Annotated in this window: 22 protein-coding genes and 1 tRNA gene; 21 read left to right on the top strand and 2 right to left on the bottom strand. The window is 66.6% G+C overall.

What is annotated here, in order from left to right; genetic code table 11:
- Positions 1 to 171 precede the first annotated feature (171 nt).
- From CAG41_RS14560 to pgaD, 11 genes are all read left to right on the top strand, one after another.
- Positions 172 to 600, top strand: coding sequence for a MarR family winged helix-turn-helix transcriptional regulator (locus CAG41_RS14560; protein ID WP_085632032.1), 429 nt, complete (start codon positions 172 to 174; stop codon positions 598 to 600).
- On the top strand, positions 597 to 2,669 hold the full coding sequence (locus CAG41_RS14565; RefSeq protein ID WP_085707135.1) for an FUSC family protein: 2,073 nt from the start codon (positions 597 to 599) through the stop codon (positions 2,667 to 2,669). Before CAG41_RS14560 ends, CAG41_RS14565 begins: the two co-directional genes overlap by 4 nt.
- Positions 2,666 to 2,875 (top strand): DUF1656 domain-containing protein, encoded by a 210-nt coding sequence (locus CAG41_RS14570; RefSeq protein ID WP_085582123.1) that lies wholly within the window; start codon positions 2,666 to 2,668, stop codon positions 2,873 to 2,875. Before CAG41_RS14565 ends, CAG41_RS14570 begins: the two co-directional genes overlap by 4 nt.
- Positions 2,872 to 3,759 carry an HlyD family secretion protein gene (locus CAG41_RS14575; protein WP_085582121.1) on the top strand — a complete coding sequence of 296 codons (888 nt, stop codon included), beginning with the start codon at positions 2,872 to 2,874 and terminating at the stop codon, positions 3,757 to 3,759. The genes CAG41_RS14570 and CAG41_RS14575 overlap by 4 nt, the downstream gene beginning before the upstream one ends.
- Entirely contained in the window at positions 3,756 to 5,198 is a 1,443-nt protein-coding gene (locus CAG41_RS14580; protein ID WP_085582119.1) for an efflux transporter outer membrane subunit, read from the top strand. The genes CAG41_RS14575 and CAG41_RS14580 overlap by 4 nt, the downstream gene beginning before the upstream one ends.
- Before the next feature lie 91 nt (positions 5,199 to 5,289).
- Entirely contained in the window at positions 5,290 to 5,925 is a 636-nt protein-coding gene (locus tag CAG41_RS14585) for an NADH:ubiquinone oxidoreductase subunit N (protein WP_085582117.1), read from the top strand.
- A gap of 191 nt (positions 5,926 to 6,116) precedes the next feature.
- Complete coding sequence (locus tag CAG41_RS14590; protein WP_085582115.1) at positions 6,117 to 7,622, top strand: YdgA family protein; 1,506 nt, start codon at positions 6,117 to 6,119, stop codon at positions 7,620 to 7,622.
- 252 nt (positions 7,623 to 7,874) lie between these two features.
- Positions 7,875 to 10,355, top strand: coding sequence for a poly-beta-1,6 N-acetyl-D-glucosamine export porin PgaA (gene pgaA / locus CAG41_RS14595; RefSeq protein ID WP_085582114.1), 2,481 nt, complete (start codon positions 7,875 to 7,877; stop codon positions 10,353 to 10,355).
- Positions 10,356 to 10,367: 12 nt separating this feature from the next.
- Entirely contained in the window at positions 10,368 to 12,365 is a 1,998-nt protein-coding gene (gene pgaB / locus CAG41_RS14600; protein ID WP_085656652.1) for a poly-beta-1,6-N-acetyl-D-glucosamine N-deacetylase PgaB, read from the top strand.
- A 1-nt stretch (position 12,366) separates the two neighbouring features.
- On the top strand, positions 12,367 to 13,722 hold the full coding sequence (pgaC, locus tag CAG41_RS14605; RefSeq protein WP_085582111.1) for a poly-beta-1,6-N-acetyl-D-glucosamine synthase: 1,356 nt from the start codon (positions 12,367 to 12,369) through the stop codon (positions 13,720 to 13,722).
- Positions 13,719 to 14,252, top strand: a complete 534-nt coding sequence (pgaD, locus tag CAG41_RS14610; protein ID WP_085582109.1) for a poly-beta-1,6-N-acetyl-D-glucosamine biosynthesis protein PgaD — start codon at positions 13,719 to 13,721, stop codon at positions 14,250 to 14,252. Before pgaC ends, pgaD begins: the two co-directional genes overlap by 4 nt.
- Here the strand turns inward: pgaD and CAG41_RS14615 are convergent.
- A complete protein-coding gene (locus CAG41_RS14615; RefSeq protein ID WP_085707136.1) occupies positions 14,245 to 15,774 on the bottom strand; it encodes an FAD-dependent oxidoreductase in 1,530 nt (509 codons plus the stop codon). The two genes, pgaD and CAG41_RS14615, sit on opposite strands and share 8 nt — an antisense overlap.
- Positions 15,775 to 15,913: 139 nt before the next feature.
- Between CAG41_RS14615 and CAG41_RS14620 the strand changes: the two genes are divergently transcribed.
- The 5 genes from CAG41_RS14620 (at position 15,914) to CAG41_RS14640 (ending at position 19,768) form a co-directional block, all read left to right on the top strand.
- The gene (locus CAG41_RS14620) at positions 15,914 to 16,474 is read left to right on the top strand and encodes a YbhB/YbcL family Raf kinase inhibitor-like protein (protein ID WP_085639522.1); all 561 of its coding nucleotides are present in this window, start codon (positions 15,914 to 15,916) and stop codon (positions 16,472 to 16,474) included.
- A gap of 87 nt (positions 16,475 to 16,561) precedes the next feature.
- Positions 16,562 to 18,262, top strand: coding sequence for a VWA domain-containing protein (locus tag CAG41_RS14625; RefSeq protein WP_085707137.1), 1,701 nt, complete (start codon positions 16,562 to 16,564; stop codon positions 18,260 to 18,262).
- Positions 18,263 to 18,291: 29 nt separating this feature from the next.
- Complete coding sequence (locus tag CAG41_RS14630) at positions 18,292 to 18,873, top strand: RNA polymerase sigma factor (protein WP_170930288.1); 582 nt, start codon at positions 18,292 to 18,294, stop codon at positions 18,871 to 18,873.
- Positions 18,870 to 19,481: a hypothetical protein gene (locus CAG41_RS14635; RefSeq protein ID WP_085707138.1), complete on the top strand. Its 612-nt coding sequence runs from the start codon at positions 18,870 to 18,872 to the stop codon at positions 19,479 to 19,481. The genes CAG41_RS14630 and CAG41_RS14635 overlap by 4 nt, the downstream gene beginning before the upstream one ends.
- Positions 19,478 to 19,768, top strand: a complete 291-nt coding sequence (locus tag CAG41_RS14640; protein ID WP_371917481.1) for a hypothetical protein — start codon at positions 19,478 to 19,480, stop codon at positions 19,766 to 19,768. Before CAG41_RS14635 ends, CAG41_RS14640 begins: the two co-directional genes overlap by 4 nt.
- A 76-nt stretch (positions 19,769 to 19,844) precedes the next feature.
- On the opposite strand, the gene CAG41_RS14645 is transcribed toward CAG41_RS14640, so the two are convergent.
- Positions 19,845 to 19,921: transfer RNA gene (locus tag CAG41_RS14645), tRNA-Arg, on the bottom strand.
- A gap of 199 nt (positions 19,922 to 20,120) precedes the next feature.
- Between CAG41_RS14645 and CAG41_RS14650 the strand changes: the two genes are divergently transcribed.
- The 5 genes from CAG41_RS14650 to gabT all read left to right on the top strand — a co-directional run bounded on the left by CAG41_RS14650 (position 20,121) and on the right by gabT (position 24,433).
- Complete coding sequence (locus tag CAG41_RS14650) at positions 20,121 to 20,348, top strand: RebB family R body protein (protein ID WP_085582097.1); 228 nt, start codon at positions 20,121 to 20,123, stop codon at positions 20,346 to 20,348.
- Positions 20,345 to 20,887 (top strand): hypothetical protein, encoded by a 543-nt coding sequence (locus CAG41_RS14655; RefSeq protein ID WP_085582095.1) that lies wholly within the window; start codon positions 20,345 to 20,347, stop codon positions 20,885 to 20,887. Before CAG41_RS14650 ends, CAG41_RS14655 begins: the two co-directional genes overlap by 4 nt.
- Before the next feature lie 32 nt (positions 20,888 to 20,919).
- A complete protein-coding gene (locus tag CAG41_RS14660; protein WP_085631847.1) occupies positions 20,920 to 21,204 on the top strand; it encodes a RebB family R body protein in 285 nt (94 codons plus the stop codon).
- Between the two features lie 318 nt (positions 21,205 to 21,522).
- Complete coding sequence (gene gabD / locus CAG41_RS14665) at positions 21,523 to 22,965, top strand: NADP-dependent succinate-semialdehyde dehydrogenase (protein WP_085639510.1); 1,443 nt, start codon at positions 21,523 to 21,525, stop codon at positions 22,963 to 22,965.
- Between the two features lie 190 nt (positions 22,966 to 23,155).
- On the top strand, positions 23,156 to 24,433 hold the full coding sequence (gabT, locus tag CAG41_RS14670) for a 4-aminobutyrate--2-oxoglutarate transaminase (RefSeq protein ID WP_085582089.1): 1,278 nt from the start codon (positions 23,156 to 23,158) through the stop codon (positions 24,431 to 24,433).
- Positions 24,434 to 24,566 lie beyond the last annotated feature (133 nt).

Raw genomic sequence — 24,566 nt, forward strand, 5'->3', positions numbered from 1 at the left:
TAGGTACTGACGAAGTATATACACCGTCAGTACCAATCAAGGAGCTTCACTGCGACCAACGGATCAATTTGTTTCAAAACTTGACTGAAATTCCCCGCCAATGCCATATTGATAGTTAGCAAACTAACAGTATGTGCCTCGCCCGTGTCCGACAACCTCGACATCCTTCAGATGAACATCAGCAGTGCCATGGTGGTGGCCGCCCGTCATTGGCGCAAAATCTGCCAGACCACGCTGGTCAACTACGGCATCTCCGAAGCCTGCGCCGTCCCGCTGCTGATGATCGGGCGGCTGGGCGAGGGCGTGCGTCAGGTGCAGGTGGCGCAGGCGGCGGGGATGGAAAGCCCGTCGCTGGTGCGCCTGCTCGATCAGCTGTGCCACGCCGGGTATGTCTGCCGCAGCGAAGACCCCCAGGACCGCCGCGCCAAATGCCTGAGCCTGACCGACACCGGCCGCGAGCTGGTGCAGGCGGTCGAGGCTGAACTGGTGCGCCTGCGCCATGAGGTGCTGGAAGGCATCGACCGGCGCGATCTGGAAGCTACGCTTCGGGTATTGAAGGCTTTCGAGGCGGCGCGTCCGCCGGCGGTGACCCATCCGTGAACGGCTTCTTTTCCGGCTTTCCTCCGGCCCGGGACTGGTTCTACGGGATCCGCACCTTCGCCGCCTCGATGATCGCGCTGTACATCGCCCTGCTCATGCAGATGCCGCGTCCGTACTGGGCGATGGCCACGGTGTACATCGTCTCCAGCCCGTTCCTCGGTCCCACCAGTTCCAAGGCCCTGTACCGCGCCATCGGGACGTTCCTCGGTGCGGCGGCCGCGGTGCTGTTCGTGCCGATGTTCGTCCAGAGCCCCTATGTGCTGGTGGGGGTCATCGCGCTGTGGACGGGGATCCTGCTGTTTCTCTCGCTGCACCTGCGCACCGCCAACAACTACGCCTTGATGCTCGCCGGCTACACCTTGCCGCTGATCGCCCTGCCGGTGGTGGACAACCCGTTGGCGGTGTGGGACGTGGCCGAGGCGCGCACCGAGGAGATTTTCCTCGGCATCGCCGTAGCCGCAGTGGTCGGGGCGATGTTCTGGCCGCGCCGGCTGGCCCCGGTGTTCAACGACGCGGTGGGCAAGTGGTTCGCCGACGCGACGACCTACAGCCTGCGCTTCCTCGGCCGCGACGTGCGCCCGGAAGAGATCGGCGCCCTGCGCATGGCCATGGTCGGCAGCTTCAACAGCCTCGAACTGATGATCGGCCAGTTGCCCCACGAAGGCGCCCGGCCGCAGACGGTGCGCAACACCAAGGAACTGCGCGGGCGGATGATCCACCTGCTGCCGGTGATCGACGCCCTCGACGATGCGCTCTATGCCCTTGAGCGCCGCACCCCGGAACTGGTGGAGCGCTTTGCGCCGCTGCTGACAGCCACCGGCGAGTGGCTCGGCCACAAGGACGCCGACCTCGGGCGGTGGCAAACCCTGAAGGATCGGCTCGACGCCCTGCAGCCGGATGCCGAAGCCCTGGACGACCGCAGGCAGTTGCTGTTCTCCAACGCGCTGTACCGCCTGGCCGAGTTCATCGACCTGTGGCAGGACTGCCGTTCGCTGCAGGACGCGATCCTCTGCGAGCGCCAGGACAGCTGGCGCGCGGTCTACCGGCACTGGCGCCTCGGGCGACTGACGCCGTTCCTCGACCGCGGGCTGATGCTGTATTCGGTGGCCTCGACCATCCTGGCGATCATCGTCGCGTCGGTGCTGTGGATCCTGCTGGGCTGGACCGACGGCGGCAGCGCGGTGATCCTGGCGGCGGTGTCGTGCAGCTTCTTCGCTTCGATGGACGACCCGGCGCCGCAGATCTACCGGTTCTTCTTCTGGACCGCGATGTCGGTGCTGTTCGCCAGCCTGTACCTGTTCCTGGTGTTGCCCAACCTGCACGACTTCCCGATGCTGGTGCTGGCGTTCGCCGTGCCGTTCATCTGCGTCGGCACCCTGACGGTGCAGCCGCGCTTCTACCTTGGCATGCTGCTGACGCTGGTCAACACCTCATCGTTCATCAGCATCCAGGGCGCCTACGACGCGGATTTCTTCGCCTTCGCCAACTCCAACCTGGCAGGTCCCATGGGGCTGCTGTTCGCGTTCATCTGGACGCTGGTGGCCCGGCCGTTCGGCGCTGAGCTGGCGGCCAAGCGCCTGACCCGGTTCAGCTGGAAAGACATCGTCCACATGACGGAGCCGGCGAACCTCGCCGAACACCGGCAACTGGGCGTGCAACTGCTCGACCGCCTGATGCAGCACCTGCCGCGCCTGGCGCTGACCGGGCAGGACACCGGCATCGCCCTGCGCGAAGTGCGGGTGGGGCTGAACCTGCTCGACCTGCTGGCCTACACCCCGCGGGTGCCCGGCGCGCCGCAGGCGCTGCTGGAGCAGGTGGTGGCGGAAGTCGGCGATTACTTCCGCGCCTGCCTCAAGGCCGGCGAGCGCCTGCCGGCGCCCAGCCCCTTGCTGATGACGATGGACCGCACCCGCCGTGCCCTCAGCGGCCACGGCGATGACGAAACCCGGCTGCACCTGTTGCATGCCCTCAGCGGCCTGCGCCTGGCGCTGCTGCCCGGCGTCGAGTTTCTCGGCAACGCCGAACCCGAAGAACCGTTGCCTCACGGCATCGATGGAGCCCCCCTATGATCGGTGACCTGGACATCAGCGGCATTTTCCTGCCGACCCTGCTGATTCTGATGGGCATCACGTACCTGCTGTTCCTGCTGGTGCACGGCGTGCTCACGCGCCTGCACTTCTACCGCCTGGTCTGGCACCGGGCGTTGTTCAACGTGGCGCTGTACGCCTTGTTGCTGGGCGCCGTGGATTCCCTCAGCCGATACCTGATGACATGAAAAAACCGTTTTTGACGCTCGGCCGCACCGTGCTGACCCTGTTGATCGTGACGTTCGCCGTCGTCGTCGTGTGGCGCATGGTGATGTATTACATGTTTGCGCCCTGGACCCGCGACGGGCATATCCGCGCCGACATCGTGCAGATCGCCCCGGACGTGTCCGGGCTGATCCAGCAGGTGGAAGTGAAGGACAACCAGCCGGTCAAGCGCGGCCAGGTGCTGTTCAGCATCGACCCGGACCGTTTCCGCCTGGCCCTGCGCCAGGCCAAGGCCACCGTCGCCGACCGCGAAGAGACCCTCGCCCAGGCGCAGCGCGAGGCCAAGCGCAACCGGGGCCTGGGCAATCTGGTGCCGGCCGAGCAACTGGAAGAGAGCCTGTCGAAGGTCGCCCGCGCCCAATCGGCTCTCGCCGAAGCGCTGGTGGCGGTGGACAGCGCCCAGCTCAACCTCGACCGCTCGGTGATCCGCAGCCCGGTGGACGGCTACGTCAACGACCGGGCGCCGCGCGCCCAGGAGTTCGTCACCGCCGGTCGGCCGGTGCTGTCGGTGGTCGACAGCAACTCTTTCCACATCGACGGCTATTTCGAAGAGACCAAGCTGGACGGCATCCGCGTGGGCCAGGCCGTGGACATCCGGGTGATCGGCGACCGTGCGAAGCTGCGCGGGCACGTCGAAAGCATCGTGGCCGGCATCGAGGACCGCGACCGCACCAGCGGCAGCAACCTGCTGCCCAACGTCAACCCGGCCTTCAGCTGGGTGCGGCTGGCGCAGCGCATTCCGGTGCGCATCGCGTTCGACGACGTGCCCGAGGATTTCCGCATGATCGCCGGGCGCACCGCCACGGTGTCGATCATCGAGGACGGCCGGCAGGAGTCCGCGCAATGAACCGGGCGCTGATGGTCGCCGGGCTGGGCGCGCTGCTGTCGGCCTGTCAGGTGGTCGGGCCGGACTATCACCTACCGGGCGAAGCGGCGGTGCAGCGCCACGACCTGCAGGGCGAACTGGCGGTGGACGGCAAGCCGGTGGTGTCGGCGCCGGTGCCGGCCGACTGGTGGCGCCTGTATCAGGATCCTCGGCTCAACGAACTGGTGCAGCAGGCCATGGCCTCCAACACCGACCTGCGGGTGGCGGCGGCCAACCTGTCGCGGGCTCGGGCCCGGGTCGACGAGGCCGAGGCGGCCGGTGGCTGGAGCGGCGGGGTGAAGATGGGGGCCCAGCGCCTGCAGGAGTCCGGTGAAGCGTTCCTGCTGCCGGAAAAGGTGCCGGTGGACAACATCGGCGAGATCGCCATCAGCGCCTCTTACCAGTTCGACCTGTTCGGCAAGCTGCAACGTGGCATCGAAGCGGCCAAGGCCAGCGCCGACGCGACCCAGGCCGCCGCCGACACCGCCCGCATCACCCTGGTGGCGGATGTGGTGCGCGCCTACACCCAGGTCTGCGCCGCCAACGAAGAGCGCGAAATCGCCCAGCATTCCCTCGACCTGCAGGACCAGAGCACTCGGCTCACCCAGCGCCTGCGCGATGCCGGCCGGGGCGACGAGACCCAGGTCACCCGCTCCCAGACCCAATTGAAATCCCTGCGGGCCGACCTGCCGCGCTACGAGGCGGCGCGCCAGGCCGGGCTGTTCCGCCTGTCGATGCTGCTGGCCAAGCCGGTGGCGCAACTGCCGGCCGGCACCGCCGGGTGCGCCGAACTGCCGAAGGTCGCGCAACTGATGCCCGTCGGCGACGGCGCTGCGTTGCTCAAGCGCCGTCCCGACGTGCGCCAGGCCGAACGGCAACTGGCCGCCGCGACCGCCGGCATCGGCATCGCCACCGGCGAGCTGTACCCGGACATCAGCTTCGGTGCGACGATCGGCACCGTCGGCCTGCTGGACGACCTCGGCAAACCGTCCACCAACCGCTGGGGCTTCGGCCCTTCGTTGAGCTGGAACGTGCCGACCAACGGCGCCCGGGCGCGCATCCGCGAGGCCGAAGCGTCGACCCAGGGCGCCCTGGCGCATTTCGACGGCGTGGTGCTGAACGCCGTCCGCGAGACCCAGACCGGCCTCGCCCAGTACAGCGCACAGTTGCAGCGCCGCGAGGCGCTGGCCGATGCCGAGCAGTCGGCGAAACAGGCAGCGGAGCAGACCCACCGCTTCTACCAGGCCGGCCGCGCGTCGTTCCTCGCCGACCTGCAGGCCACCCGCACCTACACCGATGTGCGGGCGCAGCTGGCGTCGGCCAACACCCAGGTCGCCCTGAGCCAGATCGATCTGTTCCTCGCCCTGGGCGGCGGCTGGGAAAGCGGACGAACGCAAGCGTCGGGCACCGGCAAACCCTGAGGCCGTTGCTATGCTTTGAAGTGTTGGAAGGGCGCCCGGTGCAAGGCGTCCTTGCAGCGCACTGGGCTTGCGCAGGTCGGGGAAACCAATAATGAAAAACCCTTACGCTCTTGGCTTCTGGTGCGCCCTGGTAGCGCTGGTGCTGCTCTCGGCCACCTATTTCTACGGCATCATGCTGGCCCATCAGATCGACAAGGCCATGGTGTTCCTCGACAGCGCCGTGGCCTTGATCGCGGTCATGGGGATTGTGGTGGTGGCCTGGGCCCTGGTGCAGGTCCGGCGGCTGAAGCAGCGCCAGCTGGAGCAAAGCAAGGTGCTGCTGCTGATCTGGGACACCAAAGTCGCGCTGCGCCGGGTCGAGACCGTGTTCGACCGGTATTTCTGGGGCAGCTACTGGCAACCGGGGCGCACCTTCGCCGAAGTCATGGGCGAACTCACCGGCACGCCGCTGGAAAAAAGCCTGGATGCCCTGAAAAAGCAGTGCCTGGAGCTCGACAAGCAAGTCGCCAGCGACGGCTGGCACTGGCTCAACAACGCCCGCGAACTGTCCGACGTCGCCACGGCCATGGCCCGCGAACGCTATCAGCTGGACTTCTGCGACCCGCGCAACGACGGCCCCGGCGGGGCGGTGATCGACCGGGACTTCGAAGTGCTGGTGTTCACCTGGACGGCGCGGCTCAAAAGCTTCGACCATCAACTGGACGAGATCGAGGTGCAGTATTCCTGAGCCCGCCAAGGCGCCATCGAGCTCACTGCCATCCCCTCGCCATGGACACTCTTTAACCTTTAAACACTGGGCCCTCACGGGGCGCCAGTGCTAATCTGCACCGCTAAATCCAGCGGAGTCGTGCCGCGGCCCGATCACGGGTTCAAGGAAGACGACCACACTTTCAGCCACGGAAATCGATCGGGTCATTCATGAATAAATCAGCAGGCGTGCTTCTGGGAATCGTTGTTGCCATCGGCGCCATCAGCGCCGGCGGGGCGTGGTACACCGGCACCAAAATCGAAGGCGTGCTGAACAACGCCGTCGCCAACGCCAACAAGGAACTGCAGGCCGCCATGGCCGGCTCCAACGGCAGCGCGTCGCTGGAGCTGGTGTCCCTGGAGCGCCACACCTTCAGCAGCACCGCCCAGTACCGCCTCAAGGGCGAGGGCGAGATGTTCGGCGAGGCGCCGGTCGAGCTGCTGTTCACCGACCGCATCGAGCACGGCCCGCTGCCGTTCTCGCGGCTGGCGTCGTTCAAATGGCTGCCGGTCATGGCCAGCAGTCACTATGAGCTGGAAAAGACCCCGCTGACGGAAAAATGGTTCGCCGCCACCAAGGGTGCCGCGCCGCTCAAGGGCGTGGTCAACATCGGCTACGACGAATCCACCACCGGCACCCTCGAACTGCTGCCGCTGGAAACGGCGCTGGACGACAAGTCGAGCCTCAAGTTCTCCGGTCTGAACATGGACATCTCCGCCAGCGCCCAGGCCCAGAAGGTCAAGGCCAACGGCTACATGGACAGCCTGCACCTGACCACCGTCGCCGAAGACGAGGCGCCGGTGCAGATCGAGCTCAGCGGCCTGACCCTGGCCAGCAACCTCACCAAGAGCACCTACGGCTACTACACCGGGGAGAACACCCTGGAGCTGACCAACAGCAAGACCACCTTCGGCGCCAAGCAGTCGGTGCTGGGCATCAAGAACTTCGAGATGAAGAACCTCACCGAAGAGACCGGCTCCAGCGCTTCGGGCCGCGCCGACTACAAGATCGGCGAGGTCACCCTCAACGACAAGAAGATCGGTTCGGCCAACCTGGCCATGAGCCTGAAGAACCTCGACATTCCGTCGACGATGTCGCTGATGCAGATCTACCAGACCAAGCTGCAGCCCTACGAGAAGGCCGCCGCCGAAGCCGCAGCCGCCGGCCTGCCGGCGCCGGAGCTGAACCTGACCCCGGCCGAAGAGGCCCAGGTCAAGGCCGACCTGCAGAAACTGCTGGCCGCAGGCCCCCAAGTGGCGCTGGAGAACCTGTCGCTCAAGACCGCCAACGGCGAAAGCCGCGCCAATCTGGTGATCGACCTGGCCAAGCCGCAGTCGATGGATCTGCCGCCGGACCAACTGGGCAAGCAACTGATCGCCCTGCTTGACCTCAACGTGCTGGTGTCCAAGCCGATGCTGGTGGACCTGATGAGCGTTCAGGCGCAGCTCGACGGCCAGACCGACGCCAAGGCCATCGTCGACCAGGCCAGCGCCGCCACCGACATGTTCGCCGGCATGGCGGTCGGTTCGCAGTTGGCGACCCTGGACGGCACCAACGTCACGACCAAGCTGCACTACGCCGCCAACCAGGTGGAGTTCAACGGCCAGAAGATGACCGTCGAGCAGTTCGTCGGCTTCCTGATGAACAAGTTCGCCGGCGTCAGCCAGGTTCAGTAACCGCTGCGCACCGCCACGGCGCCCGGCCTCTGCGCAACGCAGACGCCGGGCGTTTTGCTGTCTGGCGCCTGGGTTTTCGTTCGGTAGGAAAACCGTCACTGCAATTCTGAATAATTATTGCGTTGTCGATATTGGTCTACGCTTGCGTGCAAGACTGCCTGGATAAGCTTGGCCGGGTCTGCGATTCGGCCGCCGTTACGAATGGGCAAGGAGGGCATTGCGACCCGGCTGGCCATGTAAGGATGCTGACGAATGCCGCGTATTGATGTTCCTGTATTGCATCGTGGTTTACGCCCATTGTTCCGAGTCGCGCTGTGCAGCCAGTTGCTCTGGCCGGCACTGGGGTTCGCCGATACGGCCTACGACCGAATGGTGCTCGACGCCCGGGCCGGCCACTATGCGCCCGCGCTCGATGCCCTGCGCCAGGTGCCGCCGGCCCAGGCCACCGCCGGCCAGGTCAGCGACCACCTGCAGATCGCCAGTTGGGCCGGGCTCGACGCCGAAGTGGTGCAGGTCTACGAGACCCAGGGCCGCGGCCGCACGTTGCCGGTCCAGGCGCTGACCGCCACCGCCCGGGCCTACCGCAACCTCAAGCGTTGGGATCAGGCGACCCAGGTCTACAACCAGGCCCTGGCGCTGGATCCGGGCAATGCCGACCTGCAACTGGGGTTGGCCCTGACCCAGGCCGACGCCGGCAAGCCCGACGAAGCGGTGACCCGCGCCAAGGCGCTGGTCGCGGCCAAGCCCGACGACCCCTCCCGCCGGCTCGCGCTGGGCTATGCCCTGACCCGTGCCGGCAAGCAGTACGACGCGCTGCACGAATACGATCAGGCGTTCGTCCGCGCCGGCAGCAAGCCGGAAGTCGCCCGCGAATACGTGGTGGCCCTGCAGAAGGCCCGTCTGCCGGAGCCTGCGCTGCGCCTGGCTGACCAGCGTCCGGGCCTGATCGACCCGGTCACCCGGCGTCGCCTCGAAGGCGACCTGGCCGCCGAGCGGGTGCGCCTCGCCGACCTGGCCACCCGCAGCGAGAAGGAACGCTACGTCATCGCCGACCGGGCGCTGACCGACTACGACAAGCTGCTGACCACCTGGACGCCGGACGCCAGCGCCCACGACGACGTGACCCGCTGGCGCATCGACCGCATGGGCGCGCTCCGGGCCCGGGCGCGCACGGCCGACGTCATCGGCGAATACCAGAAGCTGCAAGGCGAAGGGGTGAAGATCCCGACCTACGCCCTGCGCTGGGTGGCGGCGTCCTACCTGGACCAGCGCCAGCCGGAGATCTCCACCGACCTCTACCGTCAGGTGTTGACAGCGCCGGACGCCGATGCCGGCGACCGCCTGGAAGACACCACCGGCCTGTACTACTCGCTGCTCGAAAGCGACCGCGCCGAAGAGGCCCGCAAGGTCGCCGAGGACCTGGCCAAGTCCCAGCGGCCGCGCATCGAGCTCAAGGGCTTGCCGGTGGGCAACCCCAACGACGAATGGATGGACGCCCAGCAGCTCGCGGCGCAGGCCGGCACCTACGGTTCCGACCTGCCCCACGGCGAAGAGCGCCTGCAAACGTTGGTCGACCAGGCGCCGGGCAACATCGGCCTGCGCCTGGCCCAGGCCGACCTGTACCTGGCCCGGGACTGGCCGCGCCGCGCCGAGAACCAGCTCAAGGAAACCGAAAGCCTGGTGCCGCGGGACATGGGCCTGGAAGTCGCCCAGGCCCACACCGCCATGGACCTGCAGGAATGGCGGCAGATGGATGCGCTGACCGACGACGTGGTCGCGCGCTTCCCCGACAACCGGCAGGTGCAGCGCCTGGCCCGTCAGCGCGAAGTGCATGACATGGCCGAGCTGCGCGTCGAAAGCTACGGCGGCAAGGCTTACGGCGGCGGCAGCGGTGATGCCGGCGCGGTCAGCGGCAGCCGGGACTTCGGCATCGAAAGCACCCTGTACAGCCCGCCCATCGATGAAGACTGGCGGGTGTTCGCCGGCGTCGGCTACGCCACCGGCGACTTCACCGAAGGCACCGGCCACCACCGCTTCCAGCGCGTGGGCCTGGAGCGCCGCACCCGCGACATGACCCTGGAGGCGGAAATCTCCAACCACTCCTACGGTTTCGGCGACAAGCAGGGCGCCCGCCTGGCGATCGCCCGGGACATCGACGACCACTGGCAATACGGCGGCAGCCTCGAGTACCTCTCGGCGCAGACCCCGCTGCGCGCGCTGAACAGCGGCATCAAGGCCAACGGCGGCAGCGGTTTCATCCGCTGGCGGGCCAACGAGAGCCGGGAATGGAAGCTGGCGGTCAGCCCGTCGCACTTCAGCGACGGCAACAACCGGGTCGAGGCGCTGCTCACCGGCCGCGAAGGCGTGTACAGCGCGCCGAACCTGCAGGTCGACGCCGGCCTGGAAGTGGGCACCAGCCACAACTCCAAGTCCGATGACGTGCCGTACTTCAACCCGAAGGCGGACTTGAGCGTCATGCCGCTGCTGAACGTCAACCACGTGCTCTACCACCGTTACGAAACGGTCTGGAGCCAACAGTTCCAGCTGGGCGCGGGCACCTACAGCCAGCGTGACCACGGCACCGGCGGCATGGCGCTGATCGGCTACGGCCAGCGCTACGCCTGGAACGACGTGTTCGAAGTGGGCGGCCTGTTGAGCGCGATCAACCGGCCCTACGACGGTGATCGGGAAACCGATCTGCGTCTGCTCGTCGACCTCACTTTCCGCTTCTAGAAGAGTCTGAAGATGCCTCTGATTTCGCGATTCATCCTTTTGCTGGGCGCGCTGCTGGCCAGCGCCTGCGCCCAGCAGGCCCCGGCCTTCCTGCCGCCGTCGGAGCGCCCGGTGGCGGCCAGCGAAAAGCCGTGGCCGAAGAACCACGTGCTGGGCATCGCCTACCACGACGTCGAAGACCGTGACCCCGACCAGGCCGTGGTGGCGGTGCGCACCGAGCGCATGATCGAGCAACTGGCGTGGCTGCGTGAGAACGGCTACCGGCCGGTCACGGTCGATCAGATCATGGCCGCGCGCAAGGGCGGGCCGGAACTGCCGCCCAAGGCGATCCTGCTCAGCTTCGACGACGGCTATTCCAGCTTCTACACCCGCGTGCTGCCGGTGCTGCGCGCCTACAACTGGCATGCGCTGCTGGCGCCGGTCGGCACCTGGATCGACACGCCGCTCAACCAGCCGGTGGACTTCGCCGGCACCCCGCGCCAGCGCTCGGACTTCCTGACCTGGGATCAGGTGCGGGAAATCTCGCAGTCGGGGCTGGTGGAGATCGCCGCCCACACCGACGCCAACCACAAGGGCATCCTCGCCAACCCCCAGGGCAACCTGCAGCCGGCGGCGGCGACCCGGCAATACAACGCGGTCACCAAACGCTACGAGACCGAGGACGAATTCCGCGCGCGGATCCGCACCGACGTGGCCGCCATCTCCGAGAAGATCCGCAAGGTCACCGGCAAGAAACCGCGCATCTGGGTCTGGCCGTACGGCACGGCGGACGGCACCTCGCTGACGGTGGTGGGCGAGCAGGGCTACGAGATGGCCCTGACCCTCGACGACGGCCTCGACGCCCTCGACAACCTGATGAGCAGCCCGCGTTTCCTGGTGGCCTCGGATCCGGACGGCGAGCACTTCGCCAACAGCATCGTCTCGGTGCAGGCCGAATCGCCGATGCGCGTGGTGCATGTTGACCTGGACAACGTCTACGACCCGGATCCGGCGCAGCAGGACGCCAACCTCGGCAAACTGGTGCAGCGCATGGCCGACATGGGCGCCAACACGGTGTTCCTGCAGGCCTTCGCCGATCCCCAGGGCGACGGTCTGGTGCATTCGCTGTACTTCCCCAACCGCCACCTGCCGGTGCGCGCCGACCTGTTCGACCGTGTCGCCTGGCAGCTGCGCACCCGTGCCCACGTGAAGGTCTATGCGTGGATGCCGGTGCTGAGCTTCGCCCTCGACGCGAAACTGCCGCGAGTCACCCGTTGGGATCCGCAGACCGGCGCCGTGTCGGTCGATCCGGACCAGTACAAGCGCCTGTCGCCGTTCGATCCCGAGGTGCGGCGGGTCGTGGGCGAAATCTACGAGGATCTGGCGCGCCTGACTTCGGTGGACGGCATCCTCTACCACGACGATGCGGTGCTTTCGGACTTCGAGGACGCCGGCCCGCAGGCGCTCAAGGTCTACGCCGCCAACGGCCTGCCGGGCTCGATCGGCGCGCTGCGTGACGACCCGGCGACGATGCAGCGCTGGACGCGTTTCAAGAGCCGATACCTGATCGACTTCACCCAGGAACTGACCGCCAAGGTGCGGGCGATCCGCGGCCCGCAGGTGCTGACCGCGCGCAACATCTTCGCCGAACCGATGCTCAATCCGGCGAGCGAAGCGTGGTTCGCGCAGAACTTCGACGATTTCCTCGTCACCTATGACTGGACGGCGCCGATGGCCATGCCGCTCATGGAGAAACAGACCCACGCCCGCTCCGGCCCTTGGCTGGAGTCGCTGGTGGCGACCGTCAAGGCTCGCCCGGGCGCGCTCGACCGCACGGTGTTCGAGCTGCAGGGCCGGGACTGGACGAAAAAGGACCAGGCCGAAATCGACGGCGCGCAACTGGCCGAGTGGATGGGCGTGCTCAAGCGTCAGGGCGTGACCAGCTTCGGCTATTACCCGGACAACTTCCTCGAGAACCTGCCGGACCTGAAAGCCGTGCGGCCTGCGCTCTCCAACAAATGGAACCCATGACATGCTGGATAGACTGTTGGCCCTGCTTGTTCTGGCGCTCGTCCTCGGCGTACCGCTGGGGCTGATCTTCCTGGTCACCGGGCAGTTCCTGATGGACTTCGTGTTCTTCTACCCGCTGTTCATGTCCGGGCTGTGGATCTCCGGCGGCCTGTATTTCTGGCTGCACTGGGAGCGGCACTGGCCGTGGAAGGACGACACGCTGCCGCCGCCCCTGGCCGGCGAGCCGCTGATCTCGATCCTGATCCCTTGCTACAACGAGGGCGACAACGCCGCCGACACCATCCACGCGGCGCTGGCCCAGCATTACCCGAACATCGAAGTCATCGCGATCAACGACGGCTCCAAGGACAACACCGCCGAGGTGCTCGACGCCCTGGCCAAGGAAGACCCGCGCCTGCGCGTGCTGCACCTGGCGGAGAACCAGGGCAAGGCTGTGGCCTTGCGCATGGGCGCCATCGCGGCGCGCAGCGAGTACCTGGTGTGCATCGACGGCGATGCGCTGCTGGCGCCGAACACCGCGGCCTACCTGGTGGCGCCGATGCTTGACAACGCCCGGCTCGGCGCGGTCACCGGCAACCCGCGGATCCGCACCCGTTCCACCCTGGTCGGGCGGGTTCAGGTCGGCGAGTTCTCCTCGATCATCGGCCTGATCAAGCGCACCCAGCGGGTGTTCGGGCGGATCTTCACCGTGTCCGGGGTGATCGTCGCCTTCCGCCGCACGGCGCTGCACCGGGTCGGCTACTGGAGCCCGGACATGATCACCGAAGACATCGACATCAGCTGGAAGCTGCAACTGGACCACTGGAGCATCTTCTACGAGCCCCGCGCGCTGTGCTGGATCCTCATGCCCGAAACCCTGCGCGGCCTGTGGAAGCAGCGCCTGCGCTGGGCCCAGGGCGGCGCCGAAGTGCTGTTCAAGAACATCCGCGGGATCTGGCAGTACCGCCACCGCTACCTCTGGCCGCTGCTGTTCGAGTACTGCCTGTCCACCGGCTGGGCGTTCACCTTCCTGCTGTCGGTGATCTTCTGGGCGGTCGGCAAGTTCGTGGCGCTGCCGGACGCCATCGCGGTGCACCACCTGATGCCGCCGGCGTTCACCGGGCTGCTGCTGGCGTTCGTCTGCCTGGTGCAGTTCGCGGTCAGCATCGTGATCGACCGGCGCTACGAGCCGGGGCTGGGCAAGACCATGTTCTGGGTGGTCTGGTATCCGTTGGTGTTCTGGTTCATCAGCCTTTTGACCACGCTGGTCAGCTTCCCCAAAGTGCTGTTCGGCCAGCACCAGAAGCGGGCGCGCTGGGTCAGTCCCGACCGGGGCATCAAACCGGTCGGGGACGACGAAGAGGAGGTCATCAAATGAAAATCATCCGGACCCGCCAACGGCCCTTCCTGGTGGTGGTCGATGTGTTCATCACCGTGCTCGCCTGGGTCGGCCTGCTGTACCTGCTGGTGCGCGGGCTGTGGCCGCTGATCGACACTCATGGAGGCGGGCCGCGGATCGACAACTCCGCGTTCGAGGCCTTGGGCACCCTTCAGATCTACCTGTGGGTGGCGCTGGTCAACGCGGTGATCCTGATCGGCTGGGCGCGCTACCAGCAGCGCAAGAGCAAGAGCTTCGCCCAGCGCCGCCTGCCGGCGCCGGTGGTGGACGACGAAGGCTTGAGCAAAAGCTTCAAGCTGTGCGACGACCGCCTGCAGAAGCTGCGCGGCAGCGGGGTGATGACCATCCACAACGATCAGGAAGGCGACGTCAGCCATGTGGTGCCGCACTTCTGGCCGGTGACGCCCGACGAACTGCCGCCGCCGCTGGCGCCGCTGGAGCATCCCCGGGTGATCTTCCTGCACGCCGAGGACGACGACAACCGCGAGCCGAGCCACCGGATCACCTGAGCCTGCGGATCAGCCGCCAGGCTTCCTCCATCGGCAGCGGCTGCTTCATGCGTTCGGCCAGCAGGGCCATGGCCCGGTCCTCTTCGCAGGCCACGGCCGCCACCACCACGCCCTGGCTGCCGAACAGGCCGATGAAGGGTGGCTGGCCGGGGTCGCCGTTGAACCCCACCTCATCCCAGTGCGCGGCATGGCCCAGGCAATCGTAGCTCCTGCCGAAATGCCAGGTCCAGAAGTACGGCACGTCCAGGTAATGCTCCTCGCCGCCGAGCATGTTGGTCGCCGCGATCCGCGCCTGCTGCTGGGCCAGGCGCCAGTGTTCGATGCGTTCGGGCCGGCCGTTGAGCGGAAACGTGGCGATGTCGCCGATGGCCCACACGTCCCGGGCCACGCGCATGCCGTCGTCCACCCGCAGCGACAGATCCTCTTCCCGCGGCAGCGACGCAAAGGCCTCTGTGGCCGGGTGAACGCCGATCCCCGCCAGCACCAGGTCCGCCGACAGGCGCAGGCCGTTGTCGAGCAGCACCGCCTCGACCTTGCCGTCGCCGATGATTTCGCGCGCCTCATGCCCAGTGATGAACCTGACGCCGTTGTCCTCGTGCAGCGCCCGCACCGCGCGGCCCACGGCGTCGCCGAAGCGGGCCGCGAAGGGTACGGCGTGGTGGGCGATCACCGTCACGTCGAGGCCGAGCTGGCGCAAGGCCGAGGCGCACTCGAGGGCGATGAAACCGTCGCCGACGATCACTGCGCGCTGGCCGGGGCGGGCGCTGTCCAGGATGCATTCGGCCTGAAGCCTGGAGCGCAGCACGAAAACCTGCGGCAGGTCGGCGCCGGGCAGCGTCAACCGGTTGGGCGAGCCGCCGGTGGCCAGCACGGCGGCGTCGTAGGCCAGGTTCGCGCCGTGCTTCAGGTGCAGGGTCTTCGCCGCGGTGTCGAGGGCGGTGACTTCGTCTTCGAGACGCTCGATGCGTTGCGTGCGGTAAAACCCTTCATCGCGCAGCGCCGGGGTTTCCCGGGGCGGCATTTCCCCGGCCAGCACGAATTTGCTCAGCACCGTGCGGTCGTACCCGGCGCCGGCTTCGCGGTCGACCATGACGATCCGCCCGCCGAAGCCTTTCTCCCGCAGCGCGGCGGCGCAGGCGGTGCCCCCGGCGCCCGCGCCGACGATGACGAAGGTGCGCGGATCGTCCGCCGGCGGCGTGTGGGGATCCGCCAAGGGCTGGTCGTCGACCCACACCTCGTCGCCGCGCAGCTCCAGCGGGTAGCGGATGAGGCCGTCGAGGGCCGGCGGTTCGCACAGCGCGCCGTCCTCAAGGCGAAACGCGCCTTTGTGCCACGGACAGATCAGGCGCCCATGGCAGATCGCCCCTTCGGCCAGCGGCGCCCCGGCGTGGGGGCATTCGCCCTGGAACGCGCGCAGGCTGGTTCCGGCGCGCACCAGCAGGATCTTCTGTTCGCCGACCTGCACCGGCAGGCCACGGTCTTCGGGGACATCGGCGAAACGGGCGACACGGTGCAGGGACATGATCGTGCTCCACGCAAGTGTTTCTCTTACGAGTTTGGCGCCGATTCCCAGGTTCAGCCAATTGCCACTGCCACGGCATGAACGGTACGGCTATAGTTTGCAGGCCGACGAAGGCCCAACCGCACAAGGTGCTCCCGGAATGACCCGATCGATTTCTCTCAACCCTTGGCTGGCGGCCCTTGCCGTCGCCCTTTGCGTGCAGTTGCCGGCGCAGGCCCAGGAGCGCTTCACCCTCAGCATCCCCGGCGTGTCGGACAACCGCCTGTTCACCTCGGCAGCGGCCAGCGACGCCAGCGGCTGCGGCGGCAAGAACCAGTCGCCGGCCCTGAGCTGGAACGCGGGCCCGACCGGCACCCAGAGCTACGCCATCGTCATGCACGACCCGGACGGCCAGAAGGGCCTGGGCGTCGATCACTGGATTCATTACGGCATCAAGGCCACCACCCGGCAGATCCCGGCCGGCGTCGGCGCCAAGTCGGCCCTCGAAGGCGTCGGCGGCACCAACAGCAAAGGCACCACCCATTACATCGGCCCGTGCCCGCCGGTCGGTGACAGCGCCCACCACTACATCATCCAGATCTACGCCTTGGACCTGGCCCCGGACGCCTTGCCCGCCGGGCTGACCCGCGCCGAACTGATGGACAAGATCAAGGGCCACGTGCTGCGCAACAGCAGCGCGGTGCGGCGCTACCACCGCTGAAAAAAAGTTTTGCGGGGTTAACCCGAACGCGAGGGGCTGCCCGTCTCAGGGGATGAATGGATCAATTTCCGCCCGAGGTCAGCCCCCATGTCCTTTCCTTCTCTGTTCCTGCGCCCCGTCGCCGCCGCCGTGATGCTGGTCATCGCCGGCTGCGGCGCGTCCTCCACACCGGATTCCCGTACAGTGGCGCCGCCGGTTCCCTCCGCCCCTCAAGTCTCCGCCCCTCAAGTCCGGGAGGAAGCGGCGATGGCGGACAGCGCGATGGCCAAGCGCAGCCTGCGCGCCGCACCGATGGCCGCTTATGCGCCGATGCCTGCCGCAGAAAGTTATCCACAGGGCTACCGTGACGAGTACCGCGAGCAGTACCAGGCACTGGCCGACAATCCTGTGCACAGCGTCGCCGAGGCACCGGTCTCGACCTTCAGCGCCGACGTCGACACCGGCGCCTACGCCAACGTCCGCCGCCTGCTCAACCAGGGCCGCTTGCCGCCCGAAGGCGCAGTGCGCCTGGAGGAGATGGTCAATTACTTCCCCTACGCCTACGCGCTGCCCACCGACGGCTCGCCGTTCGGCGTGACCACCGAACTGGCCGCGACGCCGTGGAACCCGCACACCCGGCTGCTGCGCATCGGCATCAAGGCATCCGACCGCGCGGTGGCGGAGCTGGCCCCGGCCAACCTGGTGTTCCTGGTGGACGTCTCCGGCTCGATGGATCGCCGCGATGGCCTGCCGATGGTCAAAGGCACCCTGAAACTGCTGGTCGATCAGTTGCGCGAGCAGGACCGGGTGTCGCTGGTGGTGTATGCCGGCGAATCGCGGGTGGTGCTGGAGCCCACGTCCGGGCGGGACAAGGCGAAGATCCGCAACGCCATCGAACAACTGACGGCGGGCGGCTCCACGGCCGGCGCCTCGGGCATCGAACTGGCCTACCGGATGGCGCAGCAGGCGTTCATCCCCAACGGCATCAACCGCATCCTGCTGGCCACCGACGGCGACTTCAACGTCGGCGTCAGCGATTTCGACAGCCTCAAGCAAATGGCTGTGGATAAGCGCAAGACCGGCATCTCCCTGACCACCCTCGGTTTCGGTGTGGATAACTACAATGAACACCTGATGGAACAGTTGGCCGATGCCGGCGACGGCAACTACGCCTACATCGACAACCTGCGCGAGGCGCGCAAGGTGCTGGTGGATCAGTTGGGTTCGACCCTGGCCACGGTGGCGAAGAACGTCAAGCTGCAGGTGGAGTTCAATCCGGCGCAGGTCAGCGAATATCGGCTGCTGGGCTACGAGAACCGGGCCCTGAAGCGCGAAGACTTCAGCAACGACAAGGTCGATGCCGGGGAGATCGGTGCGGGGCATACGGTGACGGCGCTGTACGAAATCGTCCCGAGCGGAGAGAAGGGCTGGCTGGAGCCGTTGCGCTACGGCAAGGCCGGCGCGGCGGCGTCGCAAAAGAATGGAGAATTGGCGATGCTGCGTGTGCGTTATCAACAGCCTCAAGGTGGGAAAAGCCTGCTCATCGAACGGCCGATCGCCGACCGGGTCGCGCCGCCGAGCGAAGACCTGCGGTTCGCCGCCGCCGTCGCCGCTTTTTCCCAGCAGCTCAAGGACGGGCGCTACACCGGCGATTTCAGCCTGAAGGACACCGAAGACCTGGCCCGTGGCGCCCGTGGCGATGACCGCTTCGGCCTGCGCAACGAATTTGTGCAGATGGTGGAACTGACCCGGAGCCTGCGCGACACCACGGCGTCGGCCCCTGAAGCCACCGAGCGACGGATTGAATAGTGAGCGGCCTGAAGGGCTTCATCAGCCAGCTGTTCGCAGCCAAGGACAGCCTTGCCGCCAGCAGTGACGAATCGCTGCTGGCGCGCTACCGCGAGGGCGACGGCGCGGCGTTCGAGATTCTGTACGCCCGCCACCGTCAGGGCCTGTACCGTTTTCTGCTGGGCCTGAGCGGCAAGCCCGAACTGGCCGAGGAGGTGTACCAGGAAACCTGGCTGAGCCTGATCCGCAGCGCCAGCCGGCCGCAGGGCCGGGCGACGTTCCGCACCTGGCTGTTCCAGATCGCCCGCAACCGCTTGATCGACCACTGGCGCAAGCACGGCGCCCGCCAGCCGTTGCACGACAGCTACGACGAGCAGGCGCACGCCGTCAGCGACGAAACCACCGATCCCGAACAACTGCTGAGCCTGAGCCGCGACAGTCAGCGCCTGGAGGACGCCCTGCAGGCCTTGCCCGCCGACCAGCGCGAAGTGTTCCTGCTGCGCGCCCACGGCGACCTCGACCTGGCGCAGATCGCCAGCCTCACCGAAACACCGCTGGAAACGGTCAAGAGCCGCCTGCGCTACGCCCAGCAAAAACTGCGTCGGCTGCTGGCCGAGGAGGTACTGACATGACTGACGCCCGCCGGACACCCGAAGACCCGGTGATTGCGCACGTGCGCGAGCACCACGCTGGTGAGCCGTCGCCGCACCTGGATGCATTCATCCTCGACGCCGCCCGCCGGCAGGCACCGGCCGCAAGGCCGGGCCTGTGGCAGCGCTGGCTGCGGATGTGCCGTCAGCCGCGTTATCAGGTGGCGTTCGCCAGCCTGGTCGGCGTGGCGCTGATGCTGTCGATGGTGCAGCAGGCGCCCGAGCCGGTGCCGCGCTACGATTTCGCCCCCGCCGCCAAACCCGCTGCGCCTGCGGCCCGCCAGGAAGCGGCCGAATCCCGCTCGCTGGCCGCACCGGCCGCCGCGCTGTCGGCCCCTGCGCCGGCGCCGATGGCCGAAAGGGCGGCGCCGATGGAGAGCGAAGCGCTCAGCGCCGACAGCGCTGACGAGGCCAAGGCCAGCAAGCGCGCCGCGGCCCCGGCCAACGGCCTCGACCGGCAATTGCGCGAAGTCCTGCGCCTGCGCGAAGCCGGCCAGGCCCAGGCGGCGGACAGACTGTTCAACGAACTGCACAAGCGCTATCCGGGCACCGACCTCGACGCGCGGCTCACGCAATTGCAGGAAAAATGACCGCTGCGTCCGCCCGCGATTTGGCATTGCCCCGCAAAAGCGCGCACTATCGGGGCATTGCCGATGCGCTGGAGAACACCGTGGCACCGAAAATCGACCGCATCGCCCAACTCCTCAACTGCCCGGAAAAGGGCGAGGAGATGCGGCGAGCGATTACCGAAGCCCGCAAGGAGTTTCTGCTGAACCAAGCGGAAGAGAACGTGGCTGACGAAGATGACGTTTTCGACCTGGAGGCCGGGGAAGACGAGGATGACGGGTACGACGAGTTCGACTGGACGACGGAGTAGATCCGAAACCGTCCCGTTCCGGCACCCACAAAAAAGCCCCGGACCTTGCGGTCCGGGGCTTTCTCGTTTCGATTCATGGCGCACCAGGCGGGATTCGAACCCACGACCCCTGCCTTCGGAGGGCAGTACTCTATCCAGCTGAGCTACTGGTGCAGCGGGCGACATCATACCTAGGTCGATCCGGGGCGTCCATGCCGGTTTTCAGCTTGGCGAATTGCGTTTCCGTTACCGGCCTTTTCTGCGCGCCGGCCGGCTGCAATGTCCTGCAATGAGCGCTTCTGGCGCTTTGGCGCGGCTGATCTATCGTTTTCCTGCGGCGGGCTTCCGGATGCCCATCCCCAAGGAGAAACCCATGACTACCGTCAATCCCCAAATCACCGATGCCGTCACCCAATCGAACGTACAGGTCGTGGGCTCTGCGCCGTCCACGGCCATCGCCACGCTGTCCCAGGTCGCCAGCCACGCGGTCGGCCTGGCCCTGGAGAACGCGGTCAGCCACCAGCAGGCGATGAACATCGTCGGCAACGCCACGGTGGCGGCGGCCGTGCGGCAGATCCTGGCGGTGGGAGACAAATCATGACGGACAAGGAGCAGGCCCGCAGCGCCGCCGCAGAGCCGGCAGCGGCCGACCCCGCCGCCACGGCGGCCTCGCTGCTGGAATCGCTCAACGAGCAGTTGCTCAAGCAGGTGGCCGACGGCGTCGGCAGCGAATCCCTGAACCGGCAGATCGTCGAGTCGATCAATTTGCTGAACACCCAATTGGCCACGCAGACGCCGGTGGTCTCGGCCCTGGCGTCGGAGCTGCTGGTGCGTCAGGCCAGCGGTCTGGTGGCGCAGTCGGCGGCCAGCTATTTCGACGGCGTGACCAAACTGGCCCTGGCCGCCCAGGGCGTGCTGCTGCGCAAGATGACCGAAAGCATCGTCAACGACGAGCTGGAGATCGCCAGCGAAAGCGCATTGGGAGCCCTCAACACCCACCTGTTGGTCGGCGGCGCCGCGGCGGTCGCGGCGGCCACCGGTGCCCTGGACGGCGAAGGCGTGGACCAGGCGCTTGAACGGATCAACCAGAGCATCGCCCGCTTCAGCGCCAACCTGGCCGAGCGGGCCGCCAATGCATGAGCAACCCATCGTCCAGCGAAAGGAGCCGGAACATGGCAACCGTGAATGATCAGATCACCGATGCGGTCACCCAAACCAACGTCAACGTGCTGGCCGAGGCGCCGGCGATGGCGCTGGGCAGTCTCTACCAATCCATGGCGCACTCCACCGGCATCCTGTTCGAGAATGCCGTGAACGCCCAGCAACAGCAGAACATCCTGGCCCAGGCGGCGGCCACCCAGGGCGTGATGCAGATCTACAGCCTCGACACCACGGCGGATGCCCTGGCGACCCGGAACATCCTCCAGGATGTCGCCGCCAAGGCGCCGAAGACCTGAAACACCTGTCGCCGATACTGCAAAAGGCCCCGCCCACCGAGCGGGGCCTTTTGCTCGTTGATCCGAAAACCTCAACAAATGCGCCGTTTTTGTTCTTTTTTTCGAACGGCCTATTGTCCTTTAAACCTGTTGAACCTAGGATTCGTTTGAGATTTCAAACGCTCCTTGTCTGGATGCTGAGCCGCACACGCTACGGACCGTGCGCCATCCATGTGCTTCACCCGGTGAATGATTTCCCTGACGGCAGCCTCGAGAGGCGCCTTTCTACAATCATAATTTTGCTCCGCGCCGTGCGCGGTGCTGTTAAGGAAAGCCGACATGCAGCTTAAAGACACCCAGTTGTTCCGCCAGCAAGCCTTCATCGATGGCGCTTGGGTCGATGCGGACAACGGTCAGACGATCAAGGTCAACAACCCGGCCACGGGCGAAATCCTGGGCACTGTGCCGAAGATGGGCACCGCCGAGACCCGCCGCGCCATCGAGGCCGCCGACAAGGCGCTGCCGGCCTGGCGTGCGCTGACCGCCAAGGAGCGCGCCTCCAAGCTGCGCCGCTGGTTCGAGCTGATCATCGAGAACCAGGACGACCTGGCCCGCCTGATGACCCTCGAGCAAGGCAAGCCGCTGGCCGAAGCCAAGGGCGAAATCGTCTACGCCGCCTCGTTCATCGAGTGGTTCGCCGAGGAAGCCAAGCGCATCTACGGCGACGTGATCCCTGGCCACCAGCCAGACAAGCGCCTGATCGTGATCAAGCAGCCGATCGGCGTCACCGCCGCCATCACCCCGTGGAACTTCCCGGCGGCGATGATCACCCGCAAGGCCGGCCCGGCTCTGGCCGCCGGTTGCACCATGGTGCTCAAGCCCGCTTCGCAGACCCCGTTCTCCGCCTTCGCCCTGGCTGAACTGGCCCAGCGCGCCGGCATTCCCAAAGGCGTGTTCAGCGTGGTCACCGGCAGCGCCGGCGACATCGGCAGCGAACTGACCGGCAACCCGACCGTGCGCAAGCTGTCCTTCACCGGCTCCACCGAGATCGGTCGCCAACTGATGTCGGAATGCGCCAAGGACATCAAGAAAGTTTCCCTGGAGCTGGGCGGCAACGCGCCGTTCATCGTGTTCGACGACGCGGACCTGGATAAGGCCGTCGAAGGCGCGATCATCTCCAAGTACCGCAACAACGGCCAGACCTGCGTCTGCGCCAACCGCCTGTACATCCAGGATGCGGTCTACGACGCGTTCGCCGAGAAGCTGAAGGCCGCCGTGGCCAAGCTCAAGATCGGCAACGGTCTGGAAGAGGGCACCACCACAGGTCCCCTGATCGACGAGAAGGCCGTGGCCAAGGTGCAGGAACACATCGCCGATGCCGTGGGCAAGGGCGCGACCGTGCTGTCCGGCGGCAAGCCGATGCAAGGCAACTTCTTCGAGCCGACCATCCTGACCAACGTGTCCAAGGACGCTGCCGTGGCGAAGGAAGAGACCTTCGGCCCGCTGGCGCCGTTGTTCCGCTTCAAGGACGAAGCCGAAGTGATCGCGATGTCCAACGACACCGAGTTCGGCCTGGCCTCCTACTTCTACGCCCGCGACCTGGGCCGTGTGTTCCGTGTGGCCGAGGCCCTGGAATACGGCATGGTCGGCGTCAACACCGGGTTGATCTCCAACGAAGTCGCGCCGTTCGGCGGCATCAAGGCGTCGGGCCTGGGCCGTGAAGGCTCCAAGTACGGCATCGAGGACTACCTGGAAATCAAATACCTCTGCCTGGGCGTCTGAGACGCGCCGGCAAGGCTTTGCTCCAAGCGCAAAGGGCACGAGAGCGCTGTCCCTTTGCGTCGCTCCACAACGGAATTTTCTCTGCGGCCGGGATAGCTGCGGCAGTCGATCATCGCATGCTGCCCCAGTTGCCTCCCCGCTGCGTAATCCTTGAACCACGCCGACCGATGAGCGGCGAATGAGGAATGTAATGAGCAAGACTAACGCTGATCTGATGGCCCGCCGTGTAGCCGCTGTTCCACGTGGCGTCGGCCAGATCCACCCGATCTTCGCCGACTCCGCGAAGAACGCCACCGTGACCGACGTCGAAGGCCGCGAGTTCATCGACTTCGCCGGCGGCATCGCCGTGCTGAACACCGGCCACGTGCACCCGAAAATCATCGCCGCCGTGACCGAGCAGCTGAACAAGCTGACCCACACCTGCTTCCAGGTACTGGCCTACGAGCCTTACGTCGAGCTGTGCGAAAAGATCAACGCCCGCGTGCCGGGTGACTTCGCCAAGAAAACCCTGCTGGTGACCACCGGTTCCGAAGCCGTCGAGAACGCCGTGAAGATCGCCCGTGCCGCCACCGGCCGCGCCGGCGTGATCGCCTTCACCGGCGCCTACCACGGCCGCACCATGATGACCCTGGGCCTGACCGGCAAGGTCGTGCCTTACTCCGCCGGCATGGGCCTGATGCCGGGCGGCATCTTCCGTGCGCTGTACCCGAACGAACTGCACGGCGTGAGCATCGACGACTCCATCGCCAGCATCGAGCGCATCTTCAAGAACGACGCCGAGCCGAAGGACATCGCCGCGATCATCATCGAGCCTGTGCAGGGCGAGGGTGGTTTCTACGTCGCGCCGAAAGAGTTCATGAAGCGTCTGCGCGCCCTGTGCGACCAGCACGGCATCCTGCTGATCGCTGACGAAGTGCAGACCGGCGCCGGCCGCACCGGCACCTTCTTCGCCATGGAGCAGATGGGCGTCGCCGCCGACCTGACCACCTTCGCCAAATCCATCGCCGGCGGCTTCCCGCTGGCGGGTGTGTGCGGCAAGGCCGAATACATGGACGCCATCGCACCGGGCGGCCTGGGCGGCACCTACGCCGGCAGCCCGATCGCCTGCGCCGCTGCGCTGGCGGTGATGGAAGTGTTCGAGGAAGAGAAGCTGCTGGACCGCTGCAAGGCCGTCGGCGAGCGTCTGGTGACCGGCCTCAAGGCCATCCAGGCCAAGTACCCGGTGATCGGTGAAGTCCGTGCCCTGGGCGCGATGATCGCCGTCGAGCTGTTCGAGAACGGCGACAGCCACAAGCCGAACCCGACCGCCGTGGCGGCCGTGGTGGCCAAGGCCCGTGAAAAAGGCCTGATCCTGCTGTCCTGCGGCACCTACGGCAACGTTCTGCGGGTGCTGGTGCCGCTGACCTCGCCGGACGAGCAGCTGGACAAAGGCCTGAAGATCATCGAAGAGTGCTTCGCCGAGCTGTAAGGCCGGGCACCGTGTGACCGGATCGACAAAAAACCCGCTTCGGCGGGTTTTTTGTTGCCTGGGGAACGCATCCTTCGATTCCGGGCTGTATCGAATCGCCAGCATTGGCTAAGGTTCAACCATTGCAAGGGAG

The organism is Pseudomonas sp. B35(2017) (assembly GCF_002113645.1).
Lineage (GTDB): Bacteria > Pseudomonadota > Gammaproteobacteria > Pseudomonadales > Pseudomonadaceae > Aquipseudomonas > Aquipseudomonas ekonensis.

Excerpts from the sequence above, each read along its gene's own strand:
- CAG41_RS14650 (WP_085582097.1), top strand. The coding sequence starts at position 20,121 with ATGACTACCGTCAATCCCCAAATCACCGATGCCGTCACCCAATCGAAC.
- CAG41_RS14590 (WP_085582115.1), top strand. The coding sequence starts at position 6,117 with ATGAATAAATCAGCAGGCGTGCTTCTGGGAATCGTTGTTGCCATCGGC.
- pgaA (WP_085582114.1), top strand. The coding sequence starts at position 7,875 with ATGCCGCGTATTGATGTTCCTGTATTGCATCGTGGTTTACGCCCATTG.
- CAG41_RS14660 (WP_085631847.1), top strand. The coding sequence starts at position 20,920 with ATGGCAACCGTGAATGATCAGATCACCGATGCGGTCACCCAAACCAAC.
- gabD (WP_085639510.1), top strand. The coding sequence starts at position 21,523 with ATGCAGCTTAAAGACACCCAGTTGTTCCGCCAGCAAGCCTTCATCGAT.
- CAG41_RS14620 (WP_085639522.1), top strand. The coding sequence starts at position 15,914 with ATGACCCGATCGATTTCTCTCAACCCTTGGCTGGCGGCCCTTGCCGTC.
- CAG41_RS14615 (WP_085707136.1), bottom strand. The coding sequence starts at position 15,774 with ATGTCCCTGCACCGTGTCGCCCGTTTCGCCGATGTCCCCGAAGACCGT.
- CAG41_RS14625 (WP_085707137.1), top strand. The coding sequence starts at position 16,562 with ATGTCCTTTCCTTCTCTGTTCCTGCGCCCCGTCGCCGCCGCCGTGATG.
- pgaB (WP_085656652.1), top strand. The coding sequence starts at position 10,368 with ATGCCTCTGATTTCGCGATTCATCCTTTTGCTGGGCGCGCTGCTGGCC.
- CAG41_RS14575 (WP_085582121.1), top strand. The coding sequence starts at position 2,872 with ATGAAAAAACCGTTTTTGACGCTCGGCCGCACCGTGCTGACCCTGTTG.
- gabT (WP_085582089.1), top strand. The coding sequence starts at position 23,156 with ATGAGCAAGACTAACGCTGATCTGATGGCCCGCCGTGTAGCCGCTGTT.
- pgaC (WP_085582111.1), top strand. The coding sequence starts at position 12,367 with ATGCTGGATAGACTGTTGGCCCTGCTTGTTCTGGCGCTCGTCCTCGGC.
- CAG41_RS14580 (WP_085582119.1), top strand. The coding sequence starts at position 3,756 with ATGAACCGGGCGCTGATGGTCGCCGGGCTGGGCGCGCTGCTGTCGGCC.
- CAG41_RS14655 (WP_085582095.1), top strand. The coding sequence starts at position 20,345 with ATGACGGACAAGGAGCAGGCCCGCAGCGCCGCCGCAGAGCCGGCAGCG.
- CAG41_RS14640 (WP_371917481.1), top strand. The coding sequence starts at position 19,478 with ATGACCGCTGCGTCCGCCCGCGATTTGGCATTGCCCCGCAAAAGCGCG.
- CAG41_RS14570 (WP_085582123.1), top strand. The coding sequence starts at position 2,666 with ATGATCGGTGACCTGGACATCAGCGGCATTTTCCTGCCGACCCTGCTG.
- CAG41_RS14560 (WP_085632032.1), top strand. The coding sequence starts at position 172 with ATGAACATCAGCAGTGCCATGGTGGTGGCCGCCCGTCATTGGCGCAAA.
- CAG41_RS14585 (WP_085582117.1), top strand. The coding sequence starts at position 5,290 with ATGAAAAACCCTTACGCTCTTGGCTTCTGGTGCGCCCTGGTAGCGCTG.
- CAG41_RS14635 (WP_085707138.1), top strand. The coding sequence starts at position 18,870 with ATGACTGACGCCCGCCGGACACCCGAAGACCCGGTGATTGCGCACGTG.
- pgaD (WP_085582109.1), top strand. The coding sequence starts at position 13,719 with ATGAAAATCATCCGGACCCGCCAACGGCCCTTCCTGGTGGTGGTCGAT.